Source organism: Pseudomonas spirodelae (genome assembly GCF_034653255.1).
GTDB lineage: Bacteria > Pseudomonadota > Gammaproteobacteria > Pseudomonadales > Pseudomonadaceae > Aquipseudomonas > Aquipseudomonas spirodelae.
Window position 1 is genome coordinate 16,966 of record NZ_JAYEET010000041.1, and the last position, 22,260, is coordinate 39,225.

The following is a 22,260-nucleotide window of genomic DNA, read 5'->3' on the forward strand; positions in this document are numbered from 1 at the left end:
TTAGAACTCCAGCCCGCCTTCACGAGCAGCATCAGCCAGCGCCTGGACGCGGCCGTGGTACTTGAAGCCAGAACGGTCGAATGCAACCTGAGTCACACCAGCGGCTTTCGCACGCTCGGCAACCAGCTCGCCAACTTTCTTGGCCGCGTCGACGTTGCCAGTGGCGCCGTCACGCAGTGCTTTGTCCAAGGTAGAGGCACTGGCCAGAACCTTGCTGCCGTCGGCCGAAATGACCTGGGCATAGATGTGCTGCGAAGAGCGATACACGCAGAGACGCACGGCTTCTAGCTCGTGCATTTTCAGGCGTGCTTTGCGAGCGCGACGCAGTCGAGTAACTTTTTTGTCGGTCATTTGCTATGCCCTACTTCTTCTTGGCTTCTTTACGGCGGACGACTTCGTCAGCGTAACGAACACCTTTGCCCTTATAAGGTTCAGGACGACGGAAGTCACGAATCTCCGCAGCGACCTGACCAACCACTTGCTTGTCCGTACCCTTGATCAGGATCTCGGTCTGGTTGGGAGTCTCAGCCACGATGCCTTCCGGCAATTCGTACTCAATCGGATGGGAGTAGCCCAGAGAGAGGCTCAACACCTGACCTTTGGCTTGCGCCTTGTAACCAACGCCGACCAATTGAAGCTTACGCTCAAAGCCAGCGTGGACGCCGATCACCATATTGTTGACCAGAGCACGAGTAGTGCCGGCCATGGCGCGAGTCTGCTGATCACCATTGCGAGCAGCGAAACGCAGCTCACCGGCTTCATGCAGGACTTCAACGGACGAGTGAACATTCAGTTCGAGAGTGCCCTTGGCACCCTTTACCGAAAGCTGTTGGCCGGCGAGTTTGACCTCAACACCAGCTGGCAGCGTAACGGGGTTCTTAGCAACGCGAGACATGCTTATTCCCCCCTTAGAACACTGTGCAAAGCACTTCGCCGCCGACACCGGCAGCGCGCGCAGCGCGGTCCGTCATCACACCTTTATTGGTGGAGACGATGGAAACCCCGAGACCGCCACGAACTTTCGGCAGATCATCAGAGGATTTATATTGGCGAAGGCCTGGGCGGCTTACGCGCTTAACTTCTTCGATAACCGGACGGCCTTCGAAGTACTTCAGCTCGATGGACAGCTGCGGCTTAACTTCACCGCTGATCTGATAACCCGCAATATAACCTTCGTCTTTCAAAACTTTGGCTACAGCCACCTTCAACGTGGAAGACGGCATGCTTACGACGGACTTTTCAGCCATCTGGGCATTACGGATACGAGTTAGCATGTCCGCTAACGGGTCCTGCATACTCATGGGCTAGACGCTCCTGATACAAAAAGAATTAGCCTTGCGGCTACAGTCGCTGAGAATTCTTGAAAAAATCAAGCCAGGCTCAGGCGAGCCGAGCATTCTAGAGACTGATCAAAAATGAATCAAGCCCCAAAGGGGCTTGATTCACAGATAAGACAAAGCCGGCACTAGGCCGGCTCTGCTTTTTACCAGCTGGCTTTAACCAGACCTGGTACATCACCACGCATTGCAGCTTCACGCAGCTTGATACGCGACAGACCGAACTTGCGATAAACGCCGTGCGGACGACCGGTAATGCGGCAGCGATTACGCAGGCGCGAAGCGCTCGCGTCACGCGGCTGCTTCTGCAGCGCCACCTGAGCTTCCCAACGCGCTTCTGGACTGGCGTTCAGATCGGCGATGGTAGCTTTCAGCTCAGCACGCTTCTTAGCGTACTTTGCTACCGTTTGCTGACGCTTCAGCTCACGGTTTTTCATGCTGGTTTTGGCCATGATCCAACTCCAATCAGTTGCGGAACGGGAATTTGAAAGCACGCAACAAGGCGCGACCTTCATCATCCGAACGAGCGGTGGTGGTCAGGGTAATGTCCAAACCACGCAGAGCGTCGATCTTGTCGTAGTCAATTTCCGGGAAAATGATCTGCTCTTTAACGCCCATGCTGTAGTTGCCACGACCATCGAAGGACTTGGCATTCAGGCCGCGGAAGTCACGCACGCGCGGCAGGGAGATAGACAGCAGACGATCCAGGAACTCATACATCTTTTCGCGACGCAGAGTAACTTTGACGCCAATCGGCCAGCCCTCACGAACCTTGAAGCCTGCAATCGACTTACGGGCATAAGTCACAACGACTTTCTGACCGGTGATCTTTTCCAGGTCGGCTACAGCGTGCTCGATGATTTTCTTGTCACCGATTGCTTCGCCCAGGCCCATGTTAAGGGTGATCTTGGTGATGCGCGGAACTTCCATCACGTTCGCGAGCTTAAGTTCTTCCTTAAGCTTCGGCGCGATTTCTTTCCGGTAAATCTCTTTTAGTCGTGCCATGGTCTTCTACCTAGCAGTGTTCAAGCATCAACCGCTTTTTGGGTCGACTTGAAGACACGAATTTTCTTACCGTCTTCAACTTTGAAACCAACGCGATCAGCCTTGCTGGTTTCGCCATTGAAAATGGCAACGTTAGAAGCGTGCAGAGGCGCTTCTTTCTCGATGATACCGCCCTGAACGCCCGACATCGGGTTCGGCTTGGTATGGCGCTTCACCAGGTTGATCCCACCAACGACCAAACGGTCGTCAGCGAGCACCTTCAGCACCTTGCCACGCTTACCTTTGTCTTTACCGGCGATCACGATGATCTCGTCGTCACGACGAATCTTTTGCATGTCGGATCTCCTTAGAGCACTTCAGGGGCGAGCGAGACGATCTTCATGAACTTCTCATTACGAAGCTCACGAGTCACTGGCCCAAAAATACGAGTGCCAATTGGCTCTTGCTTGTTGTTCAGCAGAACAGCAGCGTTGCCATCGAAGCGAATGATCGAGCCATCAGGGCGACGAACGCCGTGACGCGTGCGGACTACTACAGCAGTCATCACTTGGCCTTTCTTCACTTTACCGCGCGGAATTGCTTCCTTAACGGTCACCTTGATGATGTCGCCGATGCCAGCGTAACGACGGTGGGAACCGCCAAGCACCTTGATACACATAACGCGACGAGCACCGCTGTTGTCAGCGACGTCGAGCATGGATTGAGTCTGAATCATATAATTTCTCCGACCCTTAGCCCTTAGACTTCCACTGCGCGTTCGAGGATCTCAACCAGCGCCCAAGACTTAGTCTTGGCTACGGGACGCGTTTCACGAATGGAAACTTTGTCGCCGATCTTGCTCTGGTTGGTTTCGTCGTGCGCGTGCAGCTTGGTCGAACGCTTGACATATTTGCCGTAGATCGGGTGCTTAACGCGACGCTCGATCAATACGGTGATGGTCTTGTCCATCTTGTCGCTGACGACACGGCCGGTCAGCGTACGGACTGTTTTTTCGGCTTCAGCCATGATCACTTACCTGCCTGCTGGTTGAGCACAGTTTTCACACGAGCGATGTCGCGCTTAACTTGCGAGAGCAGGTGAGACTGCCCCAACTGGCCAGTTGCTTTCTGCATACGCAGATTGAACTGGTCGCGCAGCAGGCCGAGCAGTTGCTCGTTCAGCTGCTGTGCTGATTTTTCACGAAGTTCATTCGCCTTCATCACATCACCGTCCGCTTAACAAAAGTGGTGGCGAGCGGCAGCTTTGCAGCAGCCAGGGCAAAAGCCTCACGCGCCAACTCTTCGGAAACGCCTTCGATCTCATACAGGACTTTGCCTGGCTGGATCTGAGCTACCCAATATTCAACGCTACCCTTACCTTTACCCATCCGCACTTCGAGAGGCTTCTTGGTAACCGGCTTGTCCGGGAAAACGCGAATCCAGATTTTCCCGCCACGCTTAACGTGACGAGTCAGAGCACGACGAGCGGACTCAATCTGACGGGCGGTGAGACGACCGCGGGCAACAGACTTCAGCGCGAACTCGCCGAAGCTGACTTTGCTACCGCGCTGAGCCAGACCACGGTTGTGGCCGGTCATCTGCTTACGGAACTTCGTACGCTTTGGTTGCAACATTTGGCGTACCCCTTACTTAGCAGCTTTTTTACGAGGCGCAGGTGCTTGTGGTTTCAGTTCTTCTTTAAGGCCACCAATTACTTCGCCTTTGAAGATCCAAACCTTGACACCGATCACACCATAAGTGGTGTGCGCTTCGTACGTGGCATAGTCGATATCGGCACGCAGGGTGTGCAACGGCACACGACCTTCGCGATACCATTCGGTACGTGCAATTTCAGCACCGCCGAGACGACCGCTCACTTGGATTTTGATGCCCTTGGCACCAATACGCATGGCGTTCTGTACAGCGCGCTTCATAGCGCGACGGAACATCACACGACGCTCCAGCTGCTGAGCTACGCTCTGCGCAACCAGCATACCGTCGAGCTCCGGCTTACGGATCTCTTCGATATTGATGTGCACAGGCACACCCATTTGCTTGGTCAGGTCCTGACGCAGCTTCTCAACATCTTCACCTTTCTTACCGATAACGATACCGGGACGAGCAGTGTGGATGGTGATACGTGCAGTCTGAGCCGGGCGAGCAATGTCGATACGGCTTACGGACGCGCTTTTTAGTTTGTCTTGGAGATACTCACGCACCTTCAGATCAGCGAACAAATAGTCCGCATAAGTCCGACCGCTGGCGTACCAGACGGAGGTGTGCTCCTTGACGATTCCCAGGCGAATGCCAATGGGATGTACTTTCTGACCCATCTGATCGACTCCGTTACTTGTCCGCAACCTTGACAGTGATATGGCAAGACCGCTTGACGATGCGATCAGCGCGGCCTTTGGCACGCGGCATGATGCGCTTCAGCGAACGCCCTTCGTTGACGAAAACGGTGCTGACCTTCAAGTCATCAACGTCTGCGCCTTCGTTGTGCTCGGCGTTGGCTACAGCCGACTCCAGCACTTTCTTGATGATCTCGGCGGCTTTCTTACTGCTGAAAGCCAGGAGGTTGAGCGCTTCGCCCACCTTCTTCCCGCGGATCTGGTCGGCGACCAAGCGGGCTTTCTGGGCGGAGATGCGAGCGCCCGACAACTTAGCGGCTACTTCCATTTCCCTACCCCTTAACGCTTGGCTTTCTTGTCAGCCACGTGCCCACGATAGGTACGAGTGCCGGCAAATTCGCCCAGTTTGTGACCGACCATGTCTTCGTTCACCAGAACTGGGACATGTTGACGACCGTTATGTACAGCAATGGTCAGACCGACCATTTGCGGCAGGATCATGGAACGGCGCGACCAGGTTTTCACCGGCTTGCGATCGTTCTTTTCCACCGCCACTTCGATCTTCTTCAGTAGGTGAAGATCAATAAAAGGACCTTTTTTCAGAGAACGTGGCACTGTCGTATCCCTCTATTTACTTGCGACGACGGACGATCATGTTGTCGGTGCGTTTGTTACCACGAGTCTTCGCGCCCTTCGTCGGGAAGCCCCATGGAGACACCGGATGACGACCACCAGAGGTACGACCTTCACCACCACCGTGTGGGTGGTCAACCGGGTTCATGGCAACACCACGAACGGTTGGGCGAACGCCACGCCAGCGCTTAGCACCAGCTTTACCCAGCGAACGTAGGCTGTGCTCGGAGTTCGAGACTTCACCCAAGGTCGCACGGCATTCAGCCAGGACTTTACGCACTTCACCGGAACGCAGACGCAGGGTCACGTAGACACCTTCACGCGCAATCAGCTGAGCCGAAGCACCAGCGGAACGTGCGATTTGTGCGCCTTTACCCGGCTTCAACTCGATACCGTGCACCGTGCTACCAACTGGAATGTTACGCAGTTGCATGCTGTTGCCCGGCTTGATCGGAGCCATGATGCCCGCAATCAGCTGATCGCCAGCGCTCACGCCTTTAGGGGCGATGATGTAGCGACGCTCGCCATCTGCATAAAGCATCAGCGCGATGTGCGCAGTACGGTTTGGATCGTATTCAATACGCTCGACAGTGGCTGGAATGCCATCTTTGTCGTTGCGACGGAAATCGACCAGACGGTAATGCTGCTTGTGGCCACCACCGATATGACGGGTGGTAATACGACCATTGTTGTTACGACCGCCAGTCTTCGACTTCTTTTCAAGCAGCGGAGCGTAAGGAGCGCCTTTATGCAGCTCCTGATTGACCACCTTGACCACAAAACGGCGGCCAGGGGAAGTCGGTTTGCATTTAACGATTGCCATGATGCACCCCTTCCTTACTCAGCACTGCTGGCGAAATCGAGATCTTGGCCTGGCTCAAGCGAAATGATCGCTTTCTTCCAGTCGTTACGCTTGCCCAGACCACGAGCGGTGCGCTTAGTCTTACCGAGAACATTCACGGTATTGACAGCAGCAACGTTCACACTGAACAGGCTTTCGACGGCCTTCTTGATTTCCAGCTTGGTTGCATCAATTGCAACCTTGAAAACGAATTGGCTTTTTTTATCAGCCAGAAGTGTTGCCTTCTCGGAGATGTGCGGGCCAAGCAGCACTTTAAATACGCGTTCCTGGTTCATCCCAGCAGCTCCTCGAATTTCTTCACGGCAGATACGGTAACCAACACCTTCTCGTACGCGATCAGACTGACTGGATCGGAACCCTGCACATCGCGAACTTCAACGTGCGGCAGGTTACGTGCAGCCAGGTACAGATTTTCATCGATAGCATCGGACACGATCAGTACGTCGGTCAGGCCCATGCCATTCAACTTGTTCAGCAGATCTTTAGTCTTCGGCGCTTCAACACTGAAGTCCTCGACAACGATCATACGATCAGTGCGAACCAGCTCAGCAAGAATCGAGCGGATAGCCGCGCGATACATCTTCTTGTTCAGCTTTTGATCGTGATTCTGCGGACGAGCCGCGAAGGTCACACCACCGCCACGCCAGATCGGACCACGAGTGGTACCTGCACGAGCACGACCGGTACCCTTCTGACGCCATGGGCGCTTACCGCCACCGGATACGTCGGAACGAGTCTTCTGCTGCTTGCTGCCCTGACGGCCGCCGGCCATGTAGGCCACAACTGCTTGGTGAACCAGGGTCTCGTTGTATGCGCCGCCAAAAGTGGCTTCGGATACTTCGATTGCTTGAGCGCCATTTACATTTAATTGCATGTCAGCTTCCCCTTAACCGCGAGCCTTGGCTGCCGGACGGACAACCAGGTTGCCGCCAGTAGCGCCAGGAACGGCACCCTTGACCAGCAGCAGGTTGCGTTCAGCATCGACGCGCACTACTTCTAGGGACTGCACAGTCACGCGCTCAGCACCCATGTGACCGGACATTTTCTTGCCCTTGAATACGCGACCCGGAGTCTGGCACTGGCCAATGGAACCCGGAACACGGTGGGACACGGAGTTACCGTGAGTGTTGTCTTGGCCGCGGAAGTTCCAACGCTTGATGGTACCGGCAAAGCCTTTACCTTTGGACTGACCGGTGACATCCACCAGCTGACCAGCTTGGAATATTTCAGCGTTGATCAGATCACCTGCCTGGTACTCGCCTTCTTCAAGACGGAATTCCATAACAGTACGACCTGCCGCGACATTCGCCTTAGCGAAGTGACCGGCTTGCGCCTTGCTGACACGAGAAGCGCGACGCTCACCGACAGTGACTTGCACTGCACGATAGCCATCGGTCTCTTCAGTTTTAAACTGAGTGACGCGATTCGGTTCGATCTCAATGACCGTAACCGGAATGGAGACACCTTCTTCGGTGAAAATGCGGGTCATACCGCACTTACGTCCGACTGCACCAATAGTCATGTTGTAACCTCATGAGTGTACGGGGCTTTCACCCGCTATGGCCGCCCATTTCAGAGCGTTACACGACTAAAACCTAAAGCGGTCTTAGCCGAGGCTGATCTGCACTTCCACACCAGCCGCAAGATCAAGCTTCATCAGCGCGTCAACGGTTTTATCCGTTGGCTGGACGATGTCCAGAACACGCTTATGAGTACGGATCTCGAACTGATCACGCGCGTCTTTGTTGACGTGCGGTGAGGTCAGTACGGTGAACCGCTCTTTGCGGGTAGGCAGAGGAATAGGACCACGCACCTGAGCACCAGTACGTTTCGCGGTTTCCACGATTTCCTGGGTAGATTGATCGATCAGGCGATGGTCAAAAGCCTTCAACCGAATACGGATTTGTTGGTTTTGCATTTTGACCTCAGATTCCAAGCTGCTATTCCCAACGAGCGCAATACGCCCGTTAAAAGGAGGCGTGATTCTATAGACGCCCCTAGCAGGTGTCAACCCAATAAAAAAGCCCCCGCAAGCGGAGGCTTTTCTTAAATCATCACTTACGCGATGATTTTGGCTACGACGCCGGCGCCGACGGTACGACCACCTTCACGAATGGCGAAACGCAGACCTTCTTCCATTGCGATGGTCTTGATCAGAGTGACAGTCATCTGAATGTTGTCACCTGGCATTACCATTTCAACGCCTTCCGGCAGTTCGCAGTTACCAGTTACGTCAGTTGTACGGAAGTAGAACTGAGGACGGTAGCCTTTGAAGAACGGAGTGTGACGACCGCCTTCTTCTTTGCTCAACACATACACTTCTGCAGTGAAGGTGGTGTGCGGCTTAACCGAACCTGGCTTGACTAGAACCTGGCCACGCTCAACGTCGTCACGCTTGGTGCCACGCAGCAAAACACCGCAGTTCTCACCAGCACGACCTTCGTCGAGCAGCTTGCGGAACATTTCAACACCAGTACAGGTGGTGACGGTGGTGTCACGCAGACCAACGATTTCCAGCGGATCTTGAACGCGAACAATGCCACGCTCGATACGGCCAGTCACAACGGTACCACGACCCGAAATCGAGAATACGTCTTCGATTGGCATCAGGAATGGCTTGTCGGTCAGACGAACTGGCTCTGGGATGTAGCTGTCCAGAGTTTCAACCAGTTTACGAACGGCAGTGGTGCCCATTTCGTTGTCGTCTTTACCTTCCAGCGCCATACGCGCGGAACCGATGATGATCGGAGTGTCATCACCCGGGAAATCGTAAGTGCTGAGCAGGTCGCGCACTTCCATTTCCACCAGCTCCAACAGCTCAGCGTCGTCTACCAGGTCAGCCTTGTTCAGGAAGACCACGATGTACGGAACGCCAACCTGACGGGACAGCAGGATGTGCTCACGGGTTTGCGGCATCGGACCATCAGCGGCCGAGCAAACCAGGATAGCGCCGTCCATCTGCGCAGCACCGGTGATCATGTTCTTCACATAGTCAGCGTGACCTGGGCAGTCAACGTGAGCGTAGTGACGGATGTTCGAGTTGTACTCAACGTGCGCGGTGTTGATGGTGATACCACGAGCTTTTTCTTCTGGCGCGCTGTCGATCTTGTCGAAGTCAACAACAGCCGAACCGAAAACCTCGGAGCAAACACGGGTCAACGCTGCAGTCAGCGTGGTTTTACCATGGTCAACGTGACCGATAGTGCCAACGTTGACGTGCGGTAGGGAACGATCAAATTTTTCTTTAGCCACGACAATTAACTCCTTGCCTAAAGGGCTGAATCAGCCTTGTTTTTTGGTTACAGATTCGACGATGTGCGACGGAGCTGTATTGTATTTTTTGAATTCCATAGAGTAGCTTGCGCGACCCTGAGACATGGAACGAACGTCGGTTGCATAACCGAACATCTCACCCAGCGGAACTTCGGCACGAATAACCTTACCGGAGACCGTGTCTTCCATACCCAAGATCATGCCGCGACGGCGGTTAAGGTCGCCCATCACGTCACCCATATAGTCTTCAGGGGTAACAACTTCTACCGCCATGATCGGCTCGAGCAATTCACCGCCACCCTTCTGGGCCAGCTGCTTGGTTGCCATCGAAGCCGCCACCTTGAACGCCATCTCGTTAGAGTCGACGTCATGGTAAGAACCATCGAACACGGTAGCCTTCAGGCCGATCAGCGGATAGCCGGCAACAACGCCGTTCTTCATCTGCTCTTCGATACCCTTCTGGATAGCCGGGATGTATTCCTTAGGAATCACACCACCCACAACCTCGTTGACGAACTGCAGACCTTCCTGGCCTTCATCGGCAGGCGAGAAGCGCACCCAGCAATGACCAAACTGACCACGACCGCCGGACTGACGAACGAACTTGCCTTCGATTTCGCAGTTCTTCGTGATGCGCTCACGATAGGAAACCTGAGGCTTACCGATGTTGGCTTCGACGTTGAACTCGCGGCGCATGCGGTCGACCAGGATATCCAGGTGCAACTCACCCATGCCGGAGATGATCGTTTGACCTGTCTCTTCATCGGTTTTGACGCGGAAAGATGGATCTTCCTGAGCAAGCTTGCCCAGTGCGATACCCATTTTTTCCTGGTCATCCTTGGTCTTAGGCTCTACGGCAACCGAAATAACCGGCTCCGGGAAGTCCATGCGAACCAGGATGATTGGCTTGTCAGCGTTGCACAAAGTCTCACCGGTGGTGACGTCCTTCATGCCGATCAACGCCGCGATGTCACCAGCGCGAACTTCTTTGATCTCTTCACGGGCGTTTGCGTGCATTTGCACCATACGACCCACACGCTCTTTCTTGCCCTTAACCGAGTTGATCACGCCGTCACCGGAGTTCAACACGCCCGAGTAAACACGGACGAAGGTCAAAGTACCCACGAATGGGTCAGTAGCGATCTTGAACGCCAGCGCCGAGAACGGCTCGTCGTCGGTAGCATGACGCTCCAACTCGATAGTCTCGTCATCCGGGTCAGTACCCTTGATGGCTGGAATATCGCTAGGCGCAGGCAGGAAGTCGATAACAGCGTCGAGAACCAGAGGAACACCCTTGTTCTTGAACGAAGAACCGCAAACAGCCAGAACGATTTCACCAGCGATAGTACGCTGACGTAGAGCGCCCTTGATTTCCGCGATGGTGAGCTCTTCACCCTCGAGGTACTTGTTCATCAGTTCTTCATTGGCTTCGGCCGCAGCCTCAACCATGTTGCTGCGCCACTTCTCAGCGTCTGCCAACAGCTCAGCCGGGATATCCTTGCGAACAGGGACGGTACCCTTGTTAGCGTCGTCCCAGTAAACAGCCTGCATGTTGATCAGATCGATCTGGCCCTGGAAGTTGTCCTCAGAACCGATAGCCAGCTGGATCGGCACTGGGGTGTGACCCAGACGCTTTTTGATCTGCTCAACTACACGCAGGAAGTCAGCACCGGCACGGTCCATCTTGTTTACGTAAACAAGACGCGGAACGCCGTATTTGTTGGCCTGACGCCATACGGTTTCCGACTGAGGCTCAACGCCCGAAGTACCGCAGAACACAACGACAGCACCGTCGAGTACACGCAGCGAACGCTCAACTTCAATGGTGAAGTCTACGTGGCCAGGGGTATCGATGACGTTGAAGCGATGCTCGTCTTTGTACTGCTTCTCGGAACCTTTCCAGAAGGCGGTGATAGCAGCAGAAGTAATGGTAATACCACGCTCCTGCTCCTGCACCATCCAGTCTGTGGTCGCGGCGCCATCATGCACCTCGCCCATTTTGTGGCTTTTGCCTGTATAGAACAGGACACGCTCTGTAGTAGTGGTCTTACCGGCGTCCACGTGGGCGCAGATACCAATATTACGGTAGCGGCTAATCGGGGTAATACGAGCCATAAAGCCCTCGCAAATTTAGAAGCGCAAAAATTAGAAGCGGTAGTGCGAGAAAGCCTTGTTGGCCTCAGCCATACGGTGCACGTCTTCACGCTTCTTAACTGCAGCACCTTTGCCTTCAGCGGCATCCAGCAACTCGCCAGCCAAGCGCAGAGCCATAGACTTCTCGCCACGCTTACGGGCGTAATCTACCAACCAACGCATGGCAAGCGCATTACGACGGGACGGACGAACTTCGACCGGAACCTGGTAAGTAGCACCGCCTACACGGCGCGACTTCACTTCGACCAGCGGAGCGATGGCGTCGAGAGCTTTCTCGAAGATTTCCAGGGGATCGCTGTTCTTACGCTCTTTAACCTTGTCCAAGGCGCCATAAACGATACGCTCGGCAACGGCTTTCTTACCGCTTTCCATCACGTGGTTCATGAACTTGGCCAGGATTTGGCTTCCGTACTTTGGATCATCAAGCACTTCGCGCTTGGCTGCTACACGACGTCTTGGCATTTGATAAGCCCTCAAACGGTCTTCAGGTTAGCCCGGGACTGCATCCGCTAAGGATGGATGCCCGACCTTACTCTTATCGACTCAGAAAAATAGAAACTCGTTTTTCAGTACAAGCACCGATTACTTCGGACGCTTGGTACCGTACTTCGAACGACCCTGCTTACGGTCTTTAACGCCGGAGGTATCCAGCGAACCGCGCACGGTGTGGTAACGAACACCTGGCAAGTCTTTTACACGACCGCCACGGATCAGTACGACGCTGTGCTCTTGCAGGTTGTGACCTTCACCACCGATGTACGAGGAAACCTCGAAACCGTTGGTCAGGCGCACACGGCATACTTTACGCAGTGCCGAGTTAGGTTTTTTCGGCGTAGTGGTATACACGCGAGTGCACACACCACGACGCTGCGGGCAGTTCTGCAGCGCAGGCACGTCGGATTTCTCGACGATACGCTTACGCGGCTGACGTACCAGCTGGTTGATAGTTGCCATCTTAAGCTCCACTGTTGTCTTGCGACGCTATTACCCTACTAAACAAAATGGCAGAGCACGTGCCCTGCCAAATTTAGGGGTGCATGAGTCTAATGAGACTCACCGCCCCAGTCAAGACAAAGCCCCGCTACCGAAGTAGCAGGGCTTTGTACTTAATTGCCGCTAAAGTTCAGCGCTTCGGTCAGTGCAGCTTCCACTTCACTGGCGCTAACCCGGACCGGCTTGTCAGCTTCACGCTTGCGCTTGCGCTCAGCGTGGTAAGCCAGACCGGTACCGGCTGGGATCAGACGACCCACAACCACGTTTTCTTTCAGGCCACGCAAGTAATCGCGCTTGCCAGTAACCGCTGCCTCGGTAAGAACCCGAGTGGTTTCCTGGAAGGAGGCCGCCGAGATAAACGACTCGGTGGACAACGACGCCTTGGTGATACCCAACAGCACGCGGTTGTACTTGGCGATGAACTTGTCTTCTGCTGCCAGACGCTCGTTCTCACCCAGTACCGCGGTCAACTCCATCTGGTCGCCCTTGATGAAGGTCGAATCGCCCGACTCAGCCACTTCAACCTTGCGCAGCATCTGGCGCAGGATGGTTTCGATGTGCTTGTCGTTGATCTTCACGCCCTGCAGGCGGTACACGTCCTGGATCTCGTTGACGATGTACTTGGCCAGCGCGCTGACACCCAGCAAACGCAGGATATCGTGCGGATCGCTTGGACCGTCGGAGATCACTTCACCCTTGTTGACCTGTTCACCTTCGAACACGTTCAGGTGACGCCACTTCGGAATCAGCTCTTCGTACGGATCGCTACCGTCGTTCGGGGTAATGACCAGACGGCGCTTGCCTTTGGTCTCTTTACCGAACGCGATGGTGCCGCTGATTTCAGCCAGAATCGAGGCTTCTTTCGGACGACGCGCTTCGAACAAGTCGGCAACGCGCGGCAGACCACCGGTGATGTCACGGGTCTTAGACGTTTCTTGCGGGATACGCGCGATAACATCACCGATCGCGATCTTCGCACCGTTCGCCACACCCACCAGGGCGTTAGCCGGCAGGAAGTACTGAGCCATTACGTCGGTACCTGGCAGCAGTAGATCCTTGCCATCTTCGCCAACCATCTTCACAGCAGGACGGATGTCCTTGCCGGCAGCCGGACGATCTTTCGGATCGAGGACTTCGATGTTGGTCAAACCGGTCAATTCGTCGGTCTGACGCTTGATGGTGATACCTTCTTCCATGCCCACGTAGGTCACGATACCTTTCATTTCGGTAACGATCGGGTGGGTGTGCGGGTCCCACTTGGCGACGATGGCGCCAGCGTCAACCTTGTCACCTTCCTTCACGGAGATAACAGCACCGTACGGCAGCTTGTAGCGCTCACGCTCACGACCGAACTCGTCGGCAATTGCCAGCTCGCCGGAGCGGGAAACCGCCACCAGGTTGCCGTCGACACGCTCAACGTGTTTCAGGTTGTGCAGACGAATTGCACCGCCGTTCTTCACTTGTACGCTGTCAGCAGCCGAGGTCCGGCTAGCCGCACCACCGATGTGGAACGTACGCATGGTCAGCTGGGTACCCGGCTCACCGATCGACTGGGCAGCGATAACACCCACTGCTTCACCGATGTTGATCTGGTGACCACGAGCCAGGTCGCGACCGTAGCACTTAGCGCAGATGCCGTAGCGGGTTTCACAGCTGATCGGCGAACGTACGATCACTTCGTCGATGCTGTTCAGCTCGATGAATTCAACCCACTGCTCGTCAACCAGCGTACCGGCTGGAACGATGACTTCCTCGGTGCCTGGCTTGAACACGTCACGGGCGATGACTCGACCCAGTACGCGCTCACCCAACGGCTCTACAACGTCGCCGCCTTCAATGTGCGGCGTCATCAGCAGACCGTGCTCGGTGCCGCAATCGATTGCGGTTACTACCAGATCCTGCGCCACGTCTACCAGACGACGAGTCAGGTAACCGGAGTTAGCGGTTTTCAACGCGGTATCCGCAAGACCCTTACGAGCACCGTGCGTCGAGATGAAGTACTGCAGAACCGACAGACCCTCGCGGAAGTTCGCGGTGATCGGCGTTTCGATGATCGAGCCGTCCGGCTTGGCCATCAGACCACGCATACCAGCGAGCTGACGGATCTGCGCAGCAGAACCCCGCGCACCGGAGTCGGCCATCATGTACATCGAGTTGAACGACTCTTGCTCAACGGTATTGCCGTCGCGATCAACCACTTTCTCTTTCGAGAGGTTGGCCATCATCGCTTTGGAGACTTCATCGTTGGCCTTGGACCAAAGGTCGATCACTTTGTTGTACTTCTCGCCCTGGGTTACCAGGCCGGAGGCGTACTGCGATTCGATCTCTTTAACTTCCTCGGTGGCGGCGTCAATGATGCGCGCCTTCTCATCCGGGATAACGAAGTCGTTCACACCAATCGACACACCGGAGATGGTCGAGTAGGCGAAACCGGTGTACATCAACTGGTCAGCGAAGATAACGGTGTCTTTCAAGCCAACGGTGCGGTAGCACTGGTTGATCAGCTTGGAGATTGCCTTCTTCTTCATCGGGTGGTTGACCACGTCATACGACAGGCCAGCCGGCACAATCTGGAACAACAACGCACGGCCGACAGTGGTGTCGACGATACGAGTGTTCTTGGTGATGCTGCCGTCGCGATCTTTGATCACTTCATTGATGCGCACTTTAACGCGAGCATGCAACGAGGCTTCGCCGCCGCGGAATACCCGGTCAACTTCCTGTAGGTCAGCGAATACGCGGCCTTCGCCTTTGGCGTTGATCGCTTCGCGGGTCATGTAGTACAGACCCAATACCACGTCCTGGGACGGTACGATGATCGGCTCACCGTTGGCAGGCGACAGGATGTTGTTGGTCGACATCATCAGCGCGCGCGCTTCCAGCTGGGCTTCCAGCGTCAGCGGTACGTGCACGGCCATCTGGTCACCGTCGAAGTCGGCGTTGTACGCGGCGCAGACCAGCGGGTGCAGTTGAATTGCTTTACCTTCGATCAGAACCGGTTCAAACGCCTGGATGCCCAGACGGTGAAGGGTTGGCGCACGGTTGAGCAGCACTGGGTGTTCGCGAATCACCTCGGCGAGAACGTCCCACACCTCTGGCAGTTCGCGCTCGACCATTTTCTTGGCGGCTTTGATGGTGGTCGCAAGGCCACGCATTTCCAGCTTGCCGAAAATGAACGGCTTGAACAGCTCGAGGGCCATCTTCTTCGGCAGACCGCACTGGTGCAGACGCAGAGTCGGGCCTACGGTAATTACCGAACGACCGGAGTAGTCCACGCGCTTACCGAGCAAGTTCTGACGGAAACGACCTTGCTTACCCTTGATCATGTCAGCCAAGGATTTCAGCGGACGCTTGTTCGAGCCAGTGATGGCGCGACCACGACGGCCGTTGTCGAGCAGGGCGTCGACCGCTTCTTGCAGCATGCGCTTTTCGTTGCGCACGATGATGTCCGGCGCGGACAGATCCAGCAGGCGCTTCAAGCGGTTGTTACGGTTGATCACGCGGCGATACAGATCGTTGAGATCCGAGGTCGCGAAGCGGCCACCGTCCAGTGGAACCAGTGGACGCAGGTCTGGCGGCAGAACCGGCAGAACGGTCAACACCATCCACTCAGGCAGGTTACCGGAACCGAGGAAGGCTTCCATCAGCTTCAGACGCTTGGACAGCTTCTTGATCTTGGTTTCCGAGTTGGTTTGCGGAATCTCTTCGCGCAGACGGCCAATCTCGTGCTCCAGGTCGATCGCGTGCAGCAGTTCGCGAACGGCTTCAGCACCCATGCGGGCGTCGAAGTCATCACCGAACTCTTCGAGGGCTTCGAAGTACTGCTCGTCGTTCAGCAGCTGGCCTTTTTCAAGGGTGGTCATGCCCGGATCGATAACGACATAGCTCTCGAAGTAGAGAACGCGTTCGATATCACGCAGGGTCATGTCCATCAGCAAACCGATACGGCTTGGCAGCGACTTGAGGAACCAGATGTGGGCAACCGGCGAAGCCAGTTCGATGTGCGCCATGCGCTCACGACGAACCTTGGCCAGGGCCACTTCAACGCCGCACTTCTCGCAGATTACGCCGCGATGCTTCAAGCGCTTGTACTTACCGCACAGGCACTCGTAATCCTTTACTGGGCCAAAGATCTTGGCGCAGAACAGGCCGTCACGCTCAGGCTTGAACGTACGGTAGTTGATGGTTTCCGGCTTTTTAACTTCACCGAACGACCACGAACGGATCATCTCAGGCGACGCCAACGCAATACGGATTGCGTCGAACTCTTCGACTTGACCCTGGTTTTTCAGCAAATTCAGTAGGTCTTTCAAGGCCTTTCCTCCTGGCGGAGCAGAGAACGGGCTATACAGCCACGCTCTCGATTCGCGTCACGTGTTATTCGGTTTCCAGATCGATGTCGATACCCAGCGAACGGATCTCTTTGATCAGTACGTTGAAGGACTCGGGCATGCCCGGCTCCATACGGTGATCACCGTCCACGATGTTTTTGTACATCTTGGTACGGCCGTTCACGTCGTCCGACTTCACGGTCAGCATTTCCTGCAGGGTGTAGGCGGCGCCATAGGCTTCCAATGCCCAGACCTCCATCTCCCCGAAGCGCTGACCACCGAACTGCGCCTTACCACCCAGCGGCTGCTGAGTAACCAGGCTGTAGGAACCCGTGGAACGCGCGTGCATCTTGTCGTCCACCAGGTGGTTCAGTTTCAGCATGTACATGTAGCCAACGGTGGTCGGACGCTCGAACAAGTTGCCGGTACGACCGTCAACCAGCTGCATCTGACCGCTCTCTGGCAGATCTGCCAGCTTGAGCATGGCCTTGATCTCAGTTTCCTTGGCGCCGTCAAACACCGGCGTGGCCATCGGCACACCGCCTTTGAGGTTGTGCGCCAGACGCAGGATTTCCTGATCACTCAGTTCATCCAGGCTTTCCTGACGACCGCCAATCTCGTTGTAGATCTGCTGCATAAACTTACGCAGCTCGGCGACCTTGCGCTGCTCTTCGAGCATGCGGTTGATCTTCTCGCCCAGGCCTTTAGCCGCGAGGCCAAGGTGAGTTTCGAGGATCTGCCCAACGTTCATACGCGACGGTACGCCCAGCGGGTTGAGAACGATGTCGACCGGCGTACCGTTGACGTCGTGCGGCATGTCTTCAACCGGCATGATCACCGAGACCACACCCTTGTTACCGTGACGACCAGCCATCTTGTCACCCGGCTGGATGCGACGACGGATAGCCAGGTAAACCTTGACGATCTTCAGTACGCCTGGTGCCAGGTCATCGCCCTGCTGCAGCTTGCGCTTCTTGTCTTCGAACTTGTCGTCGAGCAAGTGACGGCGGTCGGAGATATAGGCCTGAGCCTTTTCCAACTGCTCGTTCAGCGCATCATCAGCCATACGCAGTTTGAACCACTGGCCGTGCTCGAGGCCGTCGAGGAACTCGTCGGTGACTTCTGCGCCCTTCTTCAGGCCAGCGCCGCCTTCGGCTTTCTTACCCACCAGAGCAGAACGCAGACGCTCGAAGGTGGCACCTTCAACGATGCGGAACTCTTCATTGAGGTCCTTACGGATCTCATCGAGCTGGCTCTTCTCGATCGACAGGGCGCGCGCATCACGCTCAACGCCGTCGCGGGTGAAGACCTGCACGTCGATAACGGTACCTTTGGTGCCAGTCGGCACACGCAGGGAGGTGTCTTTAACGTCAGACGCCTTCTCACCGAAGATCGCACGCAACAGCTTCTCTTCTGGGGTCAGCTGGGTTTCGCCTTTCGGCGTCACTTTACCTACCAGAATGTCGCCAGGGCCGACTTCAGCACCGACATACACGATGCCTGCTTCGTCCAGCTTGTTCAGTGCGGACTCACCAACGTTCGGGATGTCGGAAGTGATTTCTTCCGAACCAAGCTTGGTATCACGCGCCACACAGGTCAGTTCCTGAATGTGGATGGTGGTGAAACGATCTTCTTGCACCACGCGCTCAGAGAGGCAGATGGAGTCTTCGAAGTTGTAACCGTTCCACGGCATGAACGCGACGCGCATGTTCTGACCCAGAGCCAGTTCACCCATATCGGTGGACGGGCCGTCGGCCAGGATGTCGCTGCGCTCAACCTTGTCACCTTTGCTCACCAGCGGACGCTGGTTGATGCAGGTGTTTTGGTTGGAACGGGTGTATTTGGTCAGGTTGTAGATGTCGACACCGGCTTCGCCAGTTTCAACTTCGTCGTCATTGACGCGAACTACCACACGGCTGGCATCAACCGAATCAATCACACCGCCACGACGTGCCACGACGCAAACGCCGGAGTCACGCGCTACGTTGCGCTCCATACCGGTACCTACCAGCGGCTTGTCAGCACGCAGTGTCGGTACAGCTTGGCGCTGCATGTTCGAACCCATCAACGCACGGTTGGCGTCGTCGTGCTCGAGGAACGGAATCAACGAAGCAGCAACCGAAACTACCTGCTTGGGCGATACGTCCATCAGGGTGACGTCTTCAGGCGCTTTAACGGTGAATTCGTTGAGGTGACGTACGGCCACCAACTCATCAACCAGCTGACCGCTGTCGTTCATGGTCGCCGAAGCCTGGGCGATCACGTGATCGGCCTCTTCAATGGCGGACAGGAAGACGATTTCGTCAGTCACCAGGGTGTCTTTCACCACACGGTACGGGCTCTCAAGAAAGCCGTACTGGTTGGTGCGCGCATAGGCTGCCAACGAGTTGATCAGACCAATGTTCGGACCTTCAGGCGTCTCGATCGGGCACACGCGGCCGTAATGAGTCGGGTGTACGTCACGGACTTCGAAGCCAGCACGCTCACGTGTCAGACCGCCCGGGCCAAGAGCCGAAACACGGCGCTTGTGGGTGATTTCGGAGAGCGGGTTGTTCTGGTCCATAAACTGCGAAAGCTGGCTGGAACCGAAGAACTCTTTAACGGCAGCCGCGACCGGCTTGGCGTTGATCAGGTCCTGCGGCATCAAGCCTTCGCTTTCAGCCATCGACAGACGCTCTTTGACCGCACGCTCTACACGTACCAGGCCAACGCGGAACTGGTTCTCGGCCATCTCGCCAACGCAGCGAACACGACGGTTACCCAGGTGGTCGATGTCATCGACGATGCCTTTGCCGTTACGGATATCGACCAGGGTCTTGAGGACCGCAACGATATCTTCTTTGCTCAGCACGCCCGAACCTTCGATCTCGGTACGACCGATACGACGATTGAACTTCATCCGACCTACAGCCGACAGATCGTAACGCTCTGGGCTGAAGAACAGGTTGTTGAACAGGGTCTCGGCTGCATCCTTGGTTGGCGGCTCGCCAGGACGCATCATGCGGTAAATCTCGACCAGCGCTTCCAACTGATTGGTGGTGCTGTCGATCTTCAAGGTATCGGAGATGAACGGACCGCAATCGATGTCGTTGGTGTACAGCGTTTCGATGCGTACAACCTGAGCCTTAACCACATGGGCCAGGATCTCGACGCTCAATTCGGTGTTGCACTCAGCGATGATTTCGCCGGTAGCCGGATGCACGATAGCCTTAGCCGAGGTACGACCGATCAGGTAATCAATCGGTACTTGCAGCTCGGTAATACCTGCCTTATCCAACTGGTTAATGTGGCGCGCGGTAATCCGACGGCCTTGCTCAACGATGACCTTGCCTTTGTCGTCCAGGATATCCAAGACAGCAATCTCACCGCGCAGGCGATGCGGGACCAATTCCAGGTTGAGGGTTTCGCCCTTAACGTGGAACACGTTGGTCGCATAGAACGCGTCCAGCACTTCTTCTGTGCTGTAGCCCAGTGCACGCAACAGCACGGAAGCTGGGAGCTTGCGACGACGGTCGATACGCACGAACACGGCGTCCTTCGGATCGAACTCAAAGTCCAACCAGGAGCCGCGGTAAGGAATGATGCGCGCCGAGTACAGCAGCTTGCCCGAGCTGTGCGTCTTACCACGGTCGTGGTCGAAGAACACGCCTGGGGAACGGTGCAGCTGGGAAACGATAACGCGCTCGGTACCGTTAATAACAAAGGTACCGTTCTCGGTCATGAGCGGAATTTCGCCCATGTACACTTCTTGTTCTTTGATGTCCTTGATCGCTTTATTCGACGACTCTTTGTCGAAAATGATCAGACGGACTTTGACTCGCAACGGCACGGCGTAGGTTACGCCACGCAGCGTACATTCCTTGACATCAAAAGCCGGCTCGCCCAGGCGATAACCGACATACTCCAGAGCAGCATTGCCGGAATAGCTGATGATCGGGAAAACAGACTTGAAGGCCGCATGCAGGCCAATGTCGCGGAACTGGTCCTTGGTCGCTCCTGCCTGCAGGAATTCGCGATACGAATCCAGCTGGATGGCCAGGAGATAAGGCACATCCATGACATCCGGCAACTTGCTAAAGTCCTTGCGGATACGTTTTTTCTCAGTATATGAGTAAGCCATCAGCGTTCCCCAGCTTGGTCACCTGCTTATTTGGCCCCTCCGACGGGAGTTGCCAGAAACTCTTGCAAACCCTAAGTTTGCGCCGCCACTTCGGGCGGGGTTTTCACGCCCCAGGCCAGCCTACGATTAGCCGACCTAGAACGGAAAAAGGCCGGTGGCAAAAGCCACCAGCCATCAGCCTTACGCGAGTCGCTCGGGCTGTAGACGCAAGGTCGTCGCTTACTTGAGCTCGACTTTGGCGCCAGCTTCTTCCAAGGTAGCCTTGGCTTTGTCAGCTGCGTCTTTCGCAACAGCTTCCAGAACCATGGCAGGAGCGCCGTCAACAACAGCCTTGGCTTCTTTCAGGCCCAGACCGGTCAGCTCACGAACTGCCTTGATCACGTTTACTTTCTTCTCGCCGGCTTCAAGCAACATCACGTTGAATTCGGTTTGCTCTTCAACAACAGCGGCAGCAGCAGCTGGGCCAGCAGAGGCAACAGCAGCGGTAACGCCGAAGGTTTCTTCCATTGCTTTGATCAGCTCAACAACTTCCAGAACAGTTTTCTGGCCGATTGCTTCGATGATTTGCTCGTTAGTCAGAGACATGACTTTAAATCCTGTATTGGGGTGACAGCCTACGCAGCCATCAAATTAAACATATGATTTTGAAAGAGCTGACGATGCCTTAGGCAGCAGCAGCTTCTTTCTGGTCGCGAATGGCCGCCAGAGTACGAGCCAGCTTGCTGGTAGCGCCTTGAATCACGCTCATCAGCTTCGCAATGGCTTCGTCGCGAGTTGGCAGCGAAGCCAACACGTCGATCTCGTTTGCTGCGAGGAACTTGCCCTCAAACGCAGCTGCCTTAATCTCGAACTTATCCTGACCCTTTGCGAACTCTTTGAAAATACGAGCAGCAGCGCCCGGATGTTCCTTGGAGAATGCAATCAGGGTCGGGCCTTTGAACACGTCATTGAGGACAGCATAATCAGTGCCCTCAACAGCGCGCTTGAGCAGGGTATTACGTACAACACGCACGTATACACCAGCCTCGCGGGCCTCTTTACGGAGTCCGGTCATAGCGCTTACAGTCACACCGCGGGCATCAACCACAACAGCGGACAGAGCGACTTTGGCAGCCTCGTTGACTTCAGCGACGATGGCCTTCTTGTCTTCGAGTTTAATTGCCACGGGTTTAACTCCTGCTTGTTACCGTTTCATCTGGCCGAAGCCCGATGTCGTTTTGGTG

At 55.4% G+C, this 22,260-nt stretch carries 26 protein-coding genes; all 26 read right to left on the reverse strand.

The annotated features are described in order from the left end of the window. Positions 1-351, reverse strand: a complete 351-nt coding sequence (gene rplR, locus SOP97_RS13555; protein WP_079204532.1) for a 50S ribosomal protein L18 — start codon at positions 349-351, stop codon at positions 1-3. A gap of 10 nt (positions 352-361) precedes the next feature. Continuing rightward, complete coding sequence (rplF, locus tag SOP97_RS13560) at positions 362-895, reverse strand: 50S ribosomal protein L6 (protein WP_090243104.1); 534 nt, start codon at positions 893-895, stop codon at positions 362-364. Positions 896-908: 13 nt separating this feature from the next. Further along, positions 909-1,301 carry a 30S ribosomal protein S8 gene (gene rpsH / locus SOP97_RS13565; RefSeq protein ID WP_090243103.1) on the reverse strand — a complete coding sequence of 131 codons (393 nt, stop codon included), beginning with the start codon at positions 1,299-1,301 and terminating at the stop codon, positions 909-911. A 182-nt stretch (positions 1,302-1,483) separates the two neighbouring features. Continuing rightward, positions 1,484-1,789, reverse strand: a complete 306-nt coding sequence (gene rpsN / locus SOP97_RS13570; protein ID WP_090243102.1) for a 30S ribosomal protein S14 — start codon at positions 1,787-1,789, stop codon at positions 1,484-1,486. Positions 1,790-1,802: 13 nt separating this feature from the next. Next, on the reverse strand, positions 1,803-2,342 hold the full coding sequence (gene rplE, locus SOP97_RS13575; RefSeq protein WP_274087709.1) for a 50S ribosomal protein L5: 540 nt from the start codon (positions 2,340-2,342) through the stop codon (positions 1,803-1,805). Between the two features lie 20 nt (positions 2,343-2,362). Continuing rightward, complete coding sequence (gene rplX, locus SOP97_RS13580; protein WP_274087708.1) at positions 2,363-2,677, reverse strand: 50S ribosomal protein L24; 315 nt, start codon at positions 2,675-2,677, stop codon at positions 2,363-2,365. An 11-nt stretch (positions 2,678-2,688) separates the two neighbouring features. Then, positions 2,689-3,057 (reverse strand): 50S ribosomal protein L14, encoded by a 369-nt coding sequence (gene rplN / locus SOP97_RS13585; RefSeq protein WP_014854220.1) that lies wholly within the window; start codon positions 3,055-3,057, stop codon positions 2,689-2,691. 23 nt (positions 3,058-3,080) lie between these two features. Then, the gene (gene rpsQ, locus SOP97_RS13590; RefSeq protein WP_090243097.1) at positions 3,081-3,347 is read right to left on the reverse strand and encodes a 30S ribosomal protein S17; all 267 of its coding nucleotides are present in this window, start codon (positions 3,345-3,347) and stop codon (positions 3,081-3,083) included. A gap of 2 nt (positions 3,348-3,349) precedes the next feature. Beyond that, positions 3,350-3,541 carry a 50S ribosomal protein L29 gene (gene rpmC, locus SOP97_RS13595; RefSeq protein WP_002555481.1) on the reverse strand — a complete coding sequence of 64 codons (192 nt, stop codon included), beginning with the start codon at positions 3,539-3,541 and terminating at the stop codon, positions 3,350-3,352. Then, positions 3,541-3,954 carry a 50S ribosomal protein L16 gene (rplP, locus tag SOP97_RS13600; protein WP_042552939.1) on the reverse strand — a complete coding sequence of 138 codons (414 nt, stop codon included), beginning with the start codon at positions 3,952-3,954 and terminating at the stop codon, positions 3,541-3,543. The genes rpmC and rplP overlap by 1 nt, the downstream gene beginning before the upstream one ends. 12 nt (positions 3,955-3,966) lie before the next feature. After that, positions 3,967-4,653: a 30S ribosomal protein S3 gene (gene rpsC / locus SOP97_RS13605; RefSeq protein WP_069519907.1), complete on the reverse strand. Its 687-nt coding sequence runs from the start codon at positions 4,651-4,653 to the stop codon at positions 3,967-3,969. A 13-nt stretch (positions 4,654-4,666) separates the two neighbouring features. Next, entirely contained in the window at positions 4,667-4,999 is a 333-nt protein-coding gene (rplV, locus tag SOP97_RS13610) for a 50S ribosomal protein L22 (protein ID WP_003210077.1), read from the reverse strand. Between the two features lie 11 nt (positions 5,000-5,010). Further along, on the reverse strand, positions 5,011-5,286 hold the full coding sequence (gene rpsS, locus SOP97_RS13615) for a 30S ribosomal protein S19 (RefSeq protein WP_010486981.1): 276 nt from the start codon (positions 5,284-5,286) through the stop codon (positions 5,011-5,013). A gap of 16 nt (positions 5,287-5,302) precedes the next feature. Beyond that, on the reverse strand, positions 5,303-6,127 hold the full coding sequence (rplB, locus tag SOP97_RS13620; RefSeq protein ID WP_090243094.1) for a 50S ribosomal protein L2: 825 nt from the start codon (positions 6,125-6,127) through the stop codon (positions 5,303-5,305). Positions 6,128-6,141: 14 nt separating this feature from the next. Next, positions 6,142-6,441 carry a 50S ribosomal protein L23 gene (gene rplW, locus SOP97_RS13625; RefSeq protein WP_274087707.1) on the reverse strand — a complete coding sequence of 100 codons (300 nt, stop codon included), beginning with the start codon at positions 6,439-6,441 and terminating at the stop codon, positions 6,142-6,144. Then, positions 6,438-7,040, reverse strand: a complete 603-nt coding sequence (gene rplD, locus SOP97_RS13630) for a 50S ribosomal protein L4 (protein ID WP_274087706.1) — start codon at positions 7,038-7,040, stop codon at positions 6,438-6,440. The genes rplW and rplD overlap by 4 nt, the downstream gene beginning before the upstream one ends. 12 nt (positions 7,041-7,052) lie before the next feature. Then, a complete protein-coding gene (gene rplC / locus SOP97_RS13635) occupies positions 7,053-7,688 on the reverse strand; it encodes a 50S ribosomal protein L3 (RefSeq protein WP_274087705.1) in 636 nt (211 codons plus the stop codon). 84 nt (positions 7,689-7,772) lie between these two features. Beyond that, positions 7,773-8,084 (reverse strand): 30S ribosomal protein S10, encoded by a 312-nt coding sequence (rpsJ, locus tag SOP97_RS13640; RefSeq protein WP_010486970.1) that lies wholly within the window; start codon positions 8,082-8,084, stop codon positions 7,773-7,775. A gap of 140 nt (positions 8,085-8,224) precedes the next feature. Next, positions 8,225-9,418, reverse strand: a complete 1,194-nt coding sequence (gene tuf, locus SOP97_RS13645) for an elongation factor Tu (protein WP_274087704.1) — start codon at positions 9,416-9,418, stop codon at positions 8,225-8,227. Positions 9,419-9,448: 30 nt separating this feature from the next. After that, complete coding sequence (gene fusA / locus SOP97_RS13650) at positions 9,449-11,554, reverse strand: elongation factor G (RefSeq protein ID WP_274087703.1); 2,106 nt, start codon at positions 11,552-11,554, stop codon at positions 9,449-9,451. 30 nt (positions 11,555-11,584) lie between these two features. Beyond that, positions 11,585-12,055, reverse strand: coding sequence for a 30S ribosomal protein S7 (gene rpsG, locus SOP97_RS13655; protein ID WP_073269011.1), 471 nt, complete (start codon positions 12,053-12,055; stop codon positions 11,585-11,587). A 120-nt stretch (positions 12,056-12,175) separates the two neighbouring features. Next, positions 12,176-12,547, reverse strand: a complete 372-nt coding sequence (gene rpsL / locus SOP97_RS13660; RefSeq protein WP_003463319.1) for a 30S ribosomal protein S12 — start codon at positions 12,545-12,547, stop codon at positions 12,176-12,178. 152 nt (positions 12,548-12,699) lie between these two features. Beyond that, positions 12,700-16,899, reverse strand: coding sequence for a DNA-directed RNA polymerase subunit beta' (rpoC, locus tag SOP97_RS13665; protein ID WP_322949567.1), 4,200 nt, complete (start codon positions 16,897-16,899; stop codon positions 12,700-12,702). 64 nt (positions 16,900-16,963) lie between these two features. Next, positions 16,964-21,037 carry a DNA-directed RNA polymerase subunit beta gene (rpoB, locus tag SOP97_RS13670; protein ID WP_274087701.1) on the reverse strand — a complete coding sequence of 1,358 codons (4,074 nt, stop codon included), beginning with the start codon at positions 21,035-21,037 and terminating at the stop codon, positions 16,964-16,966. A gap of 219 nt (positions 21,038-21,256) precedes the next feature. Then, positions 21,257-21,622 (reverse strand): 50S ribosomal protein L7/L12, encoded by a 366-nt coding sequence (gene rplL / locus SOP97_RS13675; RefSeq protein WP_274087700.1) that lies wholly within the window; start codon positions 21,620-21,622, stop codon positions 21,257-21,259. Positions 21,623-21,701: 79 nt separating this feature from the next. Next, complete coding sequence (gene rplJ, locus SOP97_RS13680; protein WP_274087699.1) at positions 21,702-22,202, reverse strand: 50S ribosomal protein L10; 501 nt, start codon at positions 22,200-22,202, stop codon at positions 21,702-21,704. Between the last annotated feature and the right edge of the window lie 58 nt (positions 22,203-22,260).

Bases quoted from the DNA above. Each gene is read 5' to 3' on its own strand.
- rplR (WP_079204532.1), bottom strand. From the start codon at position 351: ATGACCGACAAAAAAGTTACTCGACTGCGTCGCGCTCGCAAAGCACGC.
- rplF (WP_090243104.1), bottom strand. From the start codon at position 895: ATGTCTCGCGTTGCTAAGAACCCCGTTACGCTGCCAGCTGGTGTTGAG.
- rpsH (WP_090243103.1), bottom strand. From the start codon at position 1,301: ATGAGTATGCAGGACCCGTTAGCGGACATGCTAACTCGTATCCGTAAT.
- rpsN (WP_090243102.1), bottom strand. From the start codon at position 1,789: ATGGCCAAAACCAGCATGAAAAACCGTGAGCTGAAGCGTCAGCAAACG.
- rplE (WP_274087709.1), bottom strand. From the start codon at position 2,342: ATGGCACGACTAAAAGAGATTTACCGGAAAGAAATCGCGCCGAAGCTT.
- rplX (WP_274087708.1), bottom strand. From the start codon at position 2,677: ATGCAAAAGATTCGTCGTGACGACGAGATCATCGTGATCGCCGGTAAA.
- rplN (WP_014854220.1), bottom strand. From the start codon at position 3,057: ATGATTCAGACTCAATCCATGCTCGACGTCGCTGACAACAGCGGTGCT.
- rpsQ (WP_090243097.1), bottom strand. From the start codon at position 3,347: ATGGCTGAAGCCGAAAAAACAGTCCGTACGCTGACCGGCCGTGTCGTC.
- rpmC (WP_002555481.1), bottom strand. From the start codon at position 3,541: ATGAAGGCGAATGAACTTCGTGAAAAATCAGCACAGCAGCTGAACGAG.
- rplP (WP_042552939.1), bottom strand. From the start codon at position 3,954: ATGTTGCAACCAAAGCGTACGAAGTTCCGTAAGCAGATGACCGGCCAC.
- rpsC (WP_069519907.1), bottom strand. From the start codon at position 4,653: ATGGGTCAGAAAGTACATCCCATTGGCATTCGCCTGGGAATCGTCAAG.
- rplV (WP_003210077.1), bottom strand. From the start codon at position 4,999: ATGGAAGTAGCCGCTAAGTTGTCGGGCGCTCGCATCTCCGCCCAGAAA.
- rplB (WP_090243094.1), bottom strand. From the start codon at position 6,127: ATGGCAATCGTTAAATGCAAACCGACTTCCCCTGGCCGCCGTTTTGTG.
- rplW (WP_274087707.1), bottom strand. From the start codon at position 6,441: ATGAACCAGGAACGCGTATTTAAAGTGCTGCTTGGCCCGCACATCTCC.
- rplD (WP_274087706.1), bottom strand. From the start codon at position 7,040: ATGCAATTAAATGTAAATGGCGCTCAAGCAATCGAAGTATCCGAAGCC.
- rplC (WP_274087705.1), bottom strand. From the start codon at position 7,688: ATGACTATTGGTGCAGTCGGACGTAAGTGCGGTATGACCCGCATTTTC.
- rpsJ (WP_010486970.1), bottom strand. From the start codon at position 8,084: ATGCAAAACCAACAAATCCGTATTCGGTTGAAGGCTTTTGACCATCGC.
- fusA (WP_274087703.1), bottom strand. From the start codon at position 11,554: ATGGCTCGTATTACCCCGATTAGCCGCTACCGTAATATTGGTATCTGC.
- rpsG (WP_073269011.1), bottom strand. From the start codon at position 12,055: ATGCCAAGACGTCGTGTAGCAGCCAAGCGCGAAGTGCTTGATGATCCA.
- rpsL (WP_003463319.1), bottom strand. From the start codon at position 12,547: ATGGCAACTATCAACCAGCTGGTACGTCAGCCGCGTAAGCGTATCGTC.
- rpoB (WP_274087701.1), bottom strand. From the start codon at position 21,037: ATGGCTTACTCATATACTGAGAAAAAACGTATCCGCAAGGACTTTAGC.
- rplL (WP_274087700.1), bottom strand. From the start codon at position 21,622: ATGTCTCTGACTAACGAGCAAATCATCGAAGCAATCGGCCAGAAAACT.